The organism is Bacillus sp. FJAT-29814, from assembly GCF_001510715.1.
GTDB lineage: Bacteria > Bacillota > Bacilli > Bacillales > Cytobacillaceae > Neobacillus.
Genome location: NZ_LMTJ01000005.1, coordinates 365,389 through 376,200, shown reverse-complemented (window position 1 = coordinate 376,200; position 10,812 = coordinate 365,389). Strand labels below are relative to the sequence as shown.

Annotated in this window: 12 protein-coding genes and 1 other annotated feature; of the genes, 1 reads left to right on the top strand and 11 read right to left on the bottom strand. The window is 42.0% G+C overall.

Features of this window, described 5'->3' with window-relative positions:
* Positions 1 to 489 precede the first annotated feature (489 nt).
* Positions 490 to 720 (top strand): hypothetical protein, encoded by a 231-nt coding sequence (locus tag AR334_RS29505; protein ID WP_066312059.1) that lies wholly within the window; start codon positions 490 to 492, stop codon positions 718 to 720.
* A gap of 84 nt (positions 721 to 804) precedes the next feature.
* Here AR334_RS29505 and AR334_RS14230 read toward each other — a convergent pair whose 3' ends face one another.
* From AR334_RS14230 to yqfC, 11 genes are all read right to left on the bottom strand, one after another.
* Positions 805 to 2,187, bottom strand: a complete 1,383-nt coding sequence (locus AR334_RS14230; protein WP_066312051.1) for a glycine--tRNA ligase — start codon at positions 2,185 to 2,187, stop codon at positions 805 to 807.
* A 67-nt stretch (positions 2,188 to 2,254) separates the two neighbouring features.
* Positions 2,255 to 2,425, bottom strand: a binding site (T-box leader).
* Between the two features lie 50 nt (positions 2,426 to 2,475).
* Complete coding sequence (gene recO / locus AR334_RS14225) at positions 2,476 to 3,228, bottom strand: DNA repair protein RecO (RefSeq protein WP_066312044.1); 753 nt, start codon at positions 3,226 to 3,228, stop codon at positions 2,476 to 2,478.
* Positions 3,229 to 3,258: 30 nt separating this feature from the next.
* Positions 3,259 to 3,402, bottom strand: a complete 144-nt coding sequence (locus AR334_RS28930) for a YqzL family protein (RefSeq protein WP_082692945.1) — start codon at positions 3,400 to 3,402, stop codon at positions 3,259 to 3,261.
* 157 nt (positions 3,403 to 3,559) lie between these two features.
* Positions 3,560 to 4,483, bottom strand: coding sequence for a GTPase Era (gene era / locus AR334_RS14220; protein ID WP_066312041.1), 924 nt, complete (start codon positions 4,481 to 4,483; stop codon positions 3,560 to 3,562).
* Positions 4,473 to 4,874 (bottom strand): cytidine deaminase, encoded by a 402-nt coding sequence (locus AR334_RS14215; protein ID WP_066312036.1) that lies wholly within the window; start codon positions 4,872 to 4,874, stop codon positions 4,473 to 4,475. Before AR334_RS14215 ends, era begins: the two co-directional genes overlap by 11 nt.
* 199 nt (positions 4,875 to 5,073) lie before the next feature.
* Complete coding sequence (locus AR334_RS14210) at positions 5,074 to 5,463, bottom strand: diacylglycerol kinase family protein (protein ID WP_156431278.1); 390 nt, start codon at positions 5,461 to 5,463, stop codon at positions 5,074 to 5,076.
* Positions 5,447 to 5,917 carry an rRNA maturation RNase YbeY gene (gene ybeY, locus AR334_RS14205; RefSeq protein WP_066312026.1) on the bottom strand — a complete coding sequence of 157 codons (471 nt, stop codon included), beginning with the start codon at positions 5,915 to 5,917 and terminating at the stop codon, positions 5,447 to 5,449. Before ybeY ends, AR334_RS14210 begins: the two co-directional genes overlap by 17 nt.
* Positions 5,914 to 8,085, bottom strand: coding sequence for an HD family phosphohydrolase (locus AR334_RS14200; RefSeq protein WP_066312024.1), 2,172 nt, complete (start codon positions 8,083 to 8,085; stop codon positions 5,914 to 5,916). The genes ybeY and AR334_RS14200 overlap by 4 nt, the downstream gene beginning before the upstream one ends.
* A 198-nt stretch (positions 8,086 to 8,283) precedes the next feature.
* Positions 8,284 to 9,249 (bottom strand): PhoH family protein, encoded by a 966-nt coding sequence (locus AR334_RS14195; RefSeq protein WP_066312023.1) that lies wholly within the window; start codon positions 9,247 to 9,249, stop codon positions 8,284 to 8,286.
* Positions 9,246 to 10,442, bottom strand: a complete 1,197-nt coding sequence (yqfD, locus tag AR334_RS14190) for a sporulation protein YqfD (protein WP_066312020.1) — start codon at positions 10,440 to 10,442, stop codon at positions 9,246 to 9,248. Before yqfD ends, AR334_RS14195 begins: the two co-directional genes overlap by 4 nt.
* A complete protein-coding gene (gene yqfC, locus AR334_RS14185; RefSeq protein WP_066312018.1) occupies positions 10,439 to 10,741 on the bottom strand; it encodes a sporulation protein YqfC in 303 nt (100 codons plus the stop codon). Before yqfC ends, yqfD begins: the two co-directional genes overlap by 4 nt.
* Between the last annotated feature and the right edge of the window lie 71 nt (positions 10,742 to 10,812).

Here is a 10,812-nt window from a genome sequence, read left to right as displayed (position 1 = left end):
ACACCATTTATTAATAAATTTATTAATTGGTTGAAAAACATTATTGACACTTTTACACAAAAGAATGGACTTGACTCGTAGAAGTGTTCTACGTGACCAAAATGCTTAGGCAAAGAAGAAATTGGTCACGTAGAAGTGTTTTATGTGCCCAAAATGCTTGGGCAAAGGAGAAATTGGTCACGTAGAGGGATTCTACGTGACCTAAATGGCGAGGAAAAAGCGAAATTGGCCACGTAGCAGAGTTCTATGTGCCCAAAATGCTTGGGCAAAGGAGAAATTGGTCACGTAGAGGGGTTCTACGTGACCTAAATGGCGGGGAAAAAGAGAAATTGGTCCCGTAGAGAGTTCTACGTGACCAAAATGCTTGGGCATAGGAAAAATCGGTCACGTAGAGGGGTTCTACGTGACCTAAATGGCGGGGAAACTCGTCTCGGGCGATATGAAGCGCTTCATAACGACCCATCCCTATGGAATATGCTTGCCTGATTTATGCCGAGGATAAAAAATGAAAAAGATTGCAGCATTCTTGGCAAAGCTGGAAATGGTGTGTTGCAATACTTAAGGTTGATTACCTGCCTGTTGATTGGAGCGGAAGGCGGCGAAGACTCCTGCGGGAATAGTGGGACAGGTGAGACCCCGCAGGCGTTTACGTCGAGGAGGCTCACCGCCCACCCCGCGGAAAGCGAAGCCGCCTGGAGCGGAAATCAACAGGCCCTTTAGCATAAACAATCACTATATATTCTTGCAATGAAAAATGCCTTTTCTCCCCAAATTAAAAGGTGCGGATCCAGTCCGCACCTTCTTTTAAAACGCAATCTTTTCTTGGATAAAGTTTACTAACTCAGCAATCGGTACCCGGGTTTGTTCCATGGTGTCCCGATCGCGGACTGTTACCATGTGATCCTCTTTAGAGTCAAAATCGTAAGTTATACAGAAAGGTGTTCCAATTTCGTCATGGCGGCGGTAGCGTTTGCCGATGGAGCCAGCTTCATCGTAATCAACGCTGAAATGCTTGGACAGTGCCGCAAACACTTCTCTTGCCTCATCTGAAAGCTTTTTCGACAGCGGCAGGACCGCGGCCTTAAACGGAGCAAGTGCCGGATGGAAATGGAGAACGGTCCGTGACGTGCCGTCTTCAAGCTGCTCCTCGTCATACGCATCAATCAGGAACGCCAAAGTTACCCGGTCTGCTCCCAATGATGGTTCGATGCAGTATGGAATATATCTTTCGTTTGTTTCTGGGTCAATATAGTTGAAATCCTCGCCAGAGAATTGCATGTGCTGCTTCAAATCATAATCTGTCCGTGAAGCTACGCCCCATAATTCACCCCAGCCAAATGGGAATTTGTATTCAAAATCAGTGGTTGCGTTGCTATAGTGAGAAAGTTCATCTTCGGAATGGTCACGAAGGCGCAAATTTTCCTCTGTCATGCCTAATGATTTCAACCACTGCTCCGCAAAACTCTTCCAATAATCAAACCACTTTAATTCCTCACCCGGCTTGCAGAAGAATTCAAGCTCCATTTGTTCGAACTCTCTAGTACGGAACGTAAAGTTCCCCGGTGTGATCTCATTACGGAAGCTCTTGCCGACTTGGGCAATGCCGAATGGCAATTTCTTTCTCATCGTCCGCTGGACATTTTTAAAATTGACGAAAATCCCCTGTGCTGTTTCTGGACGCAAGAAAATTTCATTGGTGCTTGTTTCCGTTACCCCTTGGAAGGTTTTAAACATTAAGTTAAACTGACGGATGCCGGTAAAATCATGGCTGCCACAATCCGGGCAGGCAATGTTATGCTCTTTAATCAATTCTTCCATTTTGTCAAAAGGCAGGCCATCGACGATCATTTCAATGCCTTTTTCATCAAGTGCGTTTTCGATTAATTTATCTGCACGATGACGTGCCTTACAATTTTTGCAGTCAATCATCGGATCATTGAAGTTGCCAATATGGCCGGATGCTTCCCATGTCCTTGGATTCATCAAAATCGCTGCATCCAACCCTACATTATACGGGGACTCCTGGACAAACTTTTTCCACCAAGCGGCTTTAATATTGTTTTTAAATTCTACTCCCAGAGGGCCGTAATCCCATGTATTGGCAAGGCCTCCATATATCTCTGACCCAGGAAAAATAAAGCCCCGATGCTTCGCATGTGAAACAATTTGTTCCATAGTTACACTCATTTTTTTCTAACTCCTTTATTCATTTTCTTTAAAAATAAAAAACTCCCATCCCTATGCTTATAATAAGCATAGGGACGAGAGTTACCCGCGGTTCCACCCTATTTGCCGTATATACGGCCACTTTCAACTTTGACATTGCTCCAGAACGCCTTCGTTAGTGCTCTATACCCTGGCTTACACCATCCCAGGTTCGCTTTTATAGAGAGGACTAAGTACTACTTTCCATCACTGCAATTATTAAATTTACAGTTAATATTAACCAAATCTAATTATCTTGTCAATAAACTGTTATAAAAGATTGCGAAATTGGGCCATTGAATCCAAAAACTTTTTAGATTTTAGGTGAAGGCCGGAATATTCCTCATAATAGGCAGAAATAATTTTTTTGAGCTCCGCCTTCGTTTCTTCCTTTACCGAAATATTGCCCAACCTTGATAAATCGAAGTAATAAAATAATCGTAATAATTTCACTGTAGCCGGCTTCAGTTTAAAATGGTATGGATCTTTATCGAGACACCGATGACAGATAAACCCGCCTTCACGGATAGAAAAAGAAAAATGCCCGTCAGTTTGGCCGCAGACGGAACATTGATTCAGTATCGGGTAAAGTCCGAGCACATTTAACATTTTCATTTCATAAATATTTTTCAAAATTTCCGGGTCATACCCCTCATTCAAATAATGAAGCGTCTGGTATAGCAGTTCAAAATGAAAGGGGTTCGGTTTCTTTTCATCTGTGGCTTTATCGGTCAATTCAACTATATAACTGGCATAGCCAGTCAAAAAAATATCTTCACCGATCCCCCGCATTGAGGTAATTAATTCCCCCTGCTGTAGCCCGCCAATCCCTGAACTTTTTTGAATGAGATAGTAGCCGTGGTTAAACAGCTGGGTAATCGAGGAAAGACGGCTGTTAGGCTTTTTAGCACCTCTAGCCATCACGCCTATCTTTCCCCATTCTCTTGTATATAGAGTTACGATTTTATTTGTTTCACCATAATCGGTGGTTCTAATGACGATGCCTTCACATTTCTGAAGCATGATTGTCACCATCCAGGGACGTTCGACTTGCTAGAAAATAGGAAAATCGATTTGTGCTAGCTCTTCATTCAAATTACCGGGTATTTCTTGGTTTTCCTTCTCCAGTTCTTTAAAGAGGAGATATGTGTCAATATTACCAGTCTGGCTAAATATTTTCCACGTAAAATCCAACATGAAAACCCCACCTCTCGATATTTAGACTAGCGTTTCTGCATTTCCTGCCTTACATTTATCATAGCCTGCCAACGAAATAATCATGAGACGTAAATTTTGTTAATCTTGGATGCGAATATTTTGATTGTTAAATTAATAATTTTATTAGAGTAGGTCATTAATACTCATCTTCATTGAATCCATATTCTCTGAGTTGGGACATACGATTGCGCCAATCTTTTTGTACCTTTACCCATAACTCGAGAAAAACTTTGGAACCAAGGAGATTTTCAATATCAACACGGGCCCGTTTGCCAATTTCCTTTAACATGCTTCCCTGCTTGCCAATGACAATCCCTTTTTGTGAATCTCGCTCGACAATAATTGTCGCCATCACATGAATGATGTCTTTATTGCCCTGACGTTCCATTTTATCAAGAACAACAGCCAATGAATGGGGGATTTCTTCCCTGGTCAAATGCAATGCCTTTTCCCTAATCAATTCCGTAATGATAAACCTCTCAGGATGATCGGTTACCTGATCTGCGGGATAATACTGAGGGCCATCCGGCAACACCGCTTTAATTTGCGAGAGCAGCCGCTCCACATTGTTGCCTTCCAAAGCGGAAATTGGCACTACCTGCTGAAAAGCGTATTTTTCTTTATACGATTCAATAATCGCCAGCAATTCATCGGGGTGTATCCGGTCAATCTTATTAATGACAAGAAAGACAGGTGTGTTAATTGTTTGGAATTTTTCAAGGATAAATTCCTCGCCACGCCCAAAGCCTTCTTCAGCATTTACCATAAATAAGATTAAATCGACTTCTTTTAACGTATTTTGAGCAACCTTCATCATAAAGTCGCCTAATCGATGCTTTGGTTTATGGATACCCGGTGTATCAATAAAAATCATCTGGGCATCATCATGTGTCAGGACCCCTTGAATTTTGTTCCTTGTTGTTTGGGGCTTGTCGCTCATGATGGCAATCTTTTGGCCGATTACCCGATTTAAAAAAGTGGATTTCCCTACGTTTGGACGGCCAATAATGGAGATAAAGCCCGATTTAAAAGATCTGGATTCGTTTACATTATTTTGCATGCAAATCCTCCGGGGAAAATGCGCCTGGCAGCAAGTTTTCCACTGTGATTTCCTGTATATCGCCCTTCAAATTTGTCAGAATCACTTTCATATCTCGCGGGCAAAGCTCCGAAATCACCTGACGGCATGCCCCGCATGGTGAACATGGCCTATCGGTATCGGCAATGACAGCCAGCATTTGAAAATTCCGGTCACCTTCCGAATACGCTTTAAACAATGCGGTCCGCTCTGCACAGTTGCACATACTATACGCAGCATTTTCAATATTGCAGCCATGATATATTTTACCGTCTGTTGTTAGCAGTGCTGCTCCAACTCCAAATTTCGAGTATGGAACATAGGCTTTTTCTCTTGCTATTTTTGCTTCTTCAATCAGTTGTTCAACGTTCACTAGTCTTCTTCCTTTCCAGCAAATAATTGCTGTTCCTTTATTTTACCTCAACTTTGCTTGAAAATCATTATTTGAAATAAAAAATATAAAAAATTTTAAATAATTGAAATATTCCCAAAATGACTCTGTTGAAAAGCTAGTTAAATCATTTTAACGAATTCTTCTAACCATTTCAAATTCAATTACCGAAAATTTTCTTTCAAACAATATTTAGAAGCTTCAGGATATATGGAGAAAAAATGATGATACCAATGATCACCGACAAACAAGCATACACAAAAACCGCGCCTGCAGCGATATCCTTTGCCTGTTTCGCGAGCGGATGAAATTCCGGTGACGCAAGGTCGACAACGCGCTCAATCGCCGTATTTACCATTTCTAGGGCAAACATGCCGCAGATTGCAAACAGAATAAATAACCACTCGATAGCGGAAATCGAGAAATAGATCGAGACAGACAGTACAACCACCGAACCGGCCAAGTGTATTCTCATATTTCGTTCCTGTTTAACGGCAGTTACGATTCCAGCAATTGCATAGGAAAAGGAGTGCCAGATTGGTCTGGATTTTTGTTTATCGTGTGAGTCCATAATCATTCAATATTTCCCTTTGCAATGTGAACATTTCCTTCTCGTCTTCCTCGTTCATATGGTCATAACCCATTAGGTGTAAAAATCCATGAACAGCTAAAAAACCTAATTCCCGCTCGAATGAGTGCCCATATTCCTGAGCCTGCTCCTCAGCCCTTGGTATCGAGATAATGATATCTCCCAGAATGCGGGGCATGTCGCCACCAATGGGCTCCACCTCGCCCTCGCCAAGCTCCTCCATGGCAAACGAGATGACATCGGTCGGTGCATCCTTATCCCGATATTCACGATTTATCTCCTGGATCCGGTCATTTGTAACAAAAGTTATCGATACTTCGCTATGCTGTTCAACCCCTAGTTTTCCTGCTGCAAAATTTACGAGCCGTTCCACGTCAAGGATTTGTTGGTCTGAAAGCATATTCGTTTCGTCAAGGCTGTCAATTAGTAATGTCATGCTTGCTTCACCTTCTTTGTAAGTTCGGGATATTCAATCCGGGAGTGGAAGATTCCCTTAAGAGTTTCACATAAAGAATGAGTTACCATTTCAATTTCTTTTAATGTTAAATCACATTCATTTAACTGCCCATCTTGAAGCCTGTCCGTAACAATTTTTCGGACGAGCGATTCAATGGCTTCCGGTGTAGGTTGGGAAAGGGAACGGACTGCTGCCTCTACACTATCCGCAATTCCAACCACAGCGGATTCCTTAGATTGTGCTTTTGGACCGGGATAACGAAAATCTCCCTCTTGCGTGTCGGGATTATTTTGCACAGCCTTATGATAGAAAAACTTCAATAAAGACGTTCCATGATGCTGTTCAGCTATTTCAACGATTTCCTTCGGCATATGGTGTTTTCTTAAGATGGCGGACCCATCAATGACATGGGCAATGATAATGCTGGCGCTTTTATCCGGCGGCAAGCGGTCATGCGGATTGTCACTATGCATCTGGTTTTCGATAAAAAAGTTCGGACGCCGCGTTTTTCCGATATCATGGTAATAACTTCCAACCCTTGCCAACAGACCGTTTGCCCCAATTGCTTCACAAGCGGATTCAGATAAATTCGCGACCATGACACTATGATGATAGGTCCCTGGTGCCTCCATCAATATTTTTCGCAACAGTGGGTGATTTGGATTGGACAGTTCAATCAGTCTCATCGTCGAAAGAATGCCGAAGCTGGCTTCGAAAAATGGCAATAATCCCATCGCCAACACCGCTGAGCTGGTCCCAGAAACAAGGGCCGTGACAAAGTAATAACCATATTCTAGCCCGGAAAACTGCCCGTTAGGCAAAAACATTAACGCCAATAGCGTCATTAGGTTCACAAATCCGGTGAATAAGCCAGCGCGCAATATATTGGTCCTCTGGTTTTGGCTGCTCAAAAACAAAATCCCCGCCAATGAACTAAAGAGAATATAAATTCCCTCCGAATAATTTAACGTTCCGGAAACACCTTCATTAAACAGGATGCTCCCACAAACAGCCAAAATAATCGAAGATAAAATTGCCAGCCTCTCATCGATTAAAATCTTAATTAGGATTCCGCTCAATGCGGCAGGAACAAGATAGCCAATCCCTGAAAAATTAAAAATTTGCAGCATGCTAATCAGCTTCATTATAAAGATTGATAAACTGAAAATAAACCCAAACAGCAATAAGAACGTTTGACGTTTTTCTGGCTGTGCCTTCATTTCATAAAAATAAAAGTAGACAGCAGACAGGATGGTCACAATCAACATGATCAATCCGACAAAAGGTTTAAATGATTTTTCCGTTTTCAGTAAACCGACAAGTTGAAGCTGGTGAAATATTTCCTGATTGATTAGCTCACCTTCATCGACAATCACCTGCCCCTGAAGGATTTTCACCGGATCAACACTTTCCGCTGCCTGCTGGCGCAGCTCTTCTGTTGCTGATGGATCATAAAATTCGTTTTGAATAACTGCATATCTTCCAAGTTCAATCGCTGCCGCTTTTAGGCTGTCATTCAGTGTCGTATATCTTAATTCTTCTTCGACTCTTTTTTTGGCGTTTTCCACCTCGTCAGCCGGAATTCGTTTGGTCATGACATTGTTTATCGCCGTAACCGTCAAATCCTTGGCAATCGAAAGCTCTTCATTGGCGGAGAGAATTAAGCTTGTAAAAACCTGATCGGACAGCTGCTTTGTGACAGTGGTTGTCAATTTCCCCTTAAGCAAAGTAACCTTTTCAGCAGGGGACGGTTCCACGGGTGCGGGTTGTTCCTCAGTCGCAGCAGCTTCTTGTTTCTTCATAGTCTCTTTTACTTCATCATTTACTTCCGCAACGGCTTTAAAAATAGAAGTAATTAAGTCGACACGGTTCTGCGTATATTCATTTTTCAAGGTATAAACAGGCTGTACTTGATCGCGCGCTTCCTTCCGTTTCCTCTCCGTACTTTTTTTATCTTCAACTGTCGCCGGGGAGCGAATCGTTTTTTCGGCAATGGAGAACATATCAATGTCCAATTTTTCCGGTTTGACATTATTAAACATGACCGCAAACAATACCAACCCTAAAACAATAAAGAAAAGTATGCGAAAAAACGTAATATCCAGCAGTTTTCGTATCCGTAAGAAGTACTGATGCAGTATCTCCAAACAATATCCCTCCAACCAAGGCCTCTGAAATTCCATGCTTAACAACTATATGTATTTTACAGCAAGGCTGCTTTATGTAAAATGATAACAGTTTTTTCTTGAAGTTTCATCCTCAATTGACGGAACCCTCCATATTTATGAAATGAAAATGGGATAAACCTTTAAATTTGGTTTATCCCAAAGCATACATTCGTTCAGTTAAAGACTTGGTTTCTTTTCGTAAGCCTCAATAATTCGGCCGACAAGCGGATGGCGGACAACATCAGTTTGCTCCAGGAATACAAACGAGATGCCATTAACGTCCCGTAAAATGGCTTCCGCCTCAACCAGTCCGGATTTTGCCCCTTTCGGCAAATCGATTTGGGTCCGGTCCCCGGTAATGACCATTTTGGAGCCAAATCCAAGTCTGGTCAAAAACATTTTCATTTGCGCATGGGTCGTATTTTGCGCCTCATCCAAAATCGCAAAAGCATCATCAAGCGTTCGCCCCCGCATATACGCCAGCGGCGCAATTTCAATCGTCCCGCGTTCAATCAGCCTGCCTGTGTGTTCAGCACCCAATACATCATGGAGTGCATCATACAACGGCCTTAAATATGGGTCGACCTTTTCCTTTAGATCACCAGGCAAAAACCCCAGGCTTTCACCAGCCTCAACAGCCGGTCTTGTCAAAATGATTTTATTTACCTGGCCATTTTTGAGGGCATTCACAGCCATCACGACCGCAAGATATGTCTTGCCTGTTCCGGCAGGTCCGATGCCAAAGACAAGATCATTCTTTTTTATGGCATGAATGTAATGGCGCTGGCCAAGAGTTTTGACGCGAATCGTTTTCCCTTTAACATTTTTTCCAATTTCTTCATCATACAAGTTTTCAAAATAATCTAAAGTGCCTTTTTGCGCCATTTGCACCGCATAGAGTACGTCTCTCTGGCTAATATTAATTCCCTTGCGGATTACAGCCATTAACTTGTCGACAATTTGACCTGCCATGATGACGCTGTCTTCGTCACCACTGAGGCTAACGGATTCGCCTCTTGTAATGAGTGAAACATCAAGCTCTTCTTCAATGATCTTCAAGTTTTGATCAGCATTTCCCAATAGGGCGATGGCCTCTGACGGGGTTTCCAGCTGCACTTTAATCGTTGTTAACTTTTCTGTCATTCATTAGTCTCCTTGGGAATAGGTTGTCCGACGGCTATGTTTTCAATCATCTTAAAATGGATGTCAAGTATAACTTTACCATTTTCAACTGTCTTGTGTAAAATTTTTTCGTCTTTTAAGATAGCATCCTCATCCAATTGGCTTTTTATTTCTTTTCTCGCCAATTCCAACGCATTTTCTTCCGCTTCCTTCTCTGTATAGGTACGGGGGAGCACTTCGCTCTCGCGGATGGTTTTATTTATATAAGCGATGGGAAGTTCCCATTTCAAAAAATGAAGCTTATATATATTCTTTTCCGTTTCATACTCCTTAAATTCAGTTTTGCCAAATCCCCAAAATGGCAATTCAACTTTTCCAAAGGAAAGTAAATGCTTCACTTCTTCATTTCCGGTATATGCTTTAAAGTTCGTTTTAAATGGTAGTTCCACATGACTCTTATACCAGGTTTCTCCCCAAATTTCGCCCTTCGCGGCAACCTGCCTGAGATTTTTGCCCTCTTGTCCGATTTCACCTGATACCAGCAATTGCCCCTCTTCAACATGGTCATTTGTGTCGACCATTTTTTGTCCTTCCTCTACAAAAGTTTTCACGATGATTGCTTTCTTTTTTGCGACTAAATTTTGTGGTGCCAATACCTCCGGTGCTTTTGGTTCATTCTTTTCGACAACCTGCAGATGATAGGTTGTCCCGTTTAATTCCACACCAACCCACGTAAGTTCACCAATACTAGTGGTTAAGCCCCGTTGGATTCCTTCCACATTTTTCACGAAAAATTGTAGTTTGCCAATTTTAACGCCCATCTTGTCCAATTCCTGCCTGATTTTATATTCTGTTGCAGGCTTTGCCCCTTTAATCTCGATTCCCCAAATCACATTTGACAATAAAAAGATGATCAGAAGAAAAACCCCTGCCCCCACCATAAAACCGCTGTTTTTTATCATTCTCCGCAATAAAAAAGGGAATCCGTTCCTTCTCAAAAAAGAAACTTTGCACCCGCTATTGCGGACATAGGGCCTGATTTTTTTCGCTTCTGCAAGTCTCATTTTGAAGGTGATTGTCTCCGTTCCATGCCGTTTTACCCGCCAAATAAAAAAACCGTTCCGGGTCAGGTCATTGATAAACCGCTCAATGCCTTTACCGGTTACCTTTACAGTGACAAAGCCAAATAAAAATTCCAACCACTGATTCTTCATTTCGTTCCTCCCGGATTTTCTGTTAAATATAAAACCTGATCAATTTTTCCTTCGAGCAAAATCTCTTCAGGTAAAATTGTTTTGATAACAAATGAATTTCCTTTTATTAATAATTGGCCTTGTTTTAACAGGAGACGGAGTTCTTTATCTGTAAACGCCAGCAAGCCGCGGTGGTTCTCTATGTAGATGTGGATTTGTCCGATCATTGTAATACGGGGCAAATCCATTATGACATCTTGAGGAAGATCCATTTTGCTTGCCATCCAGTTCCGTATGCGCTGGCCCCATTTTTTTGCCATAAAAAAAGAACCCCCTTTCATCTCATGTTTATGAAATGAGCAGAGGTTCTAGCACATATTTTTCGATTTTG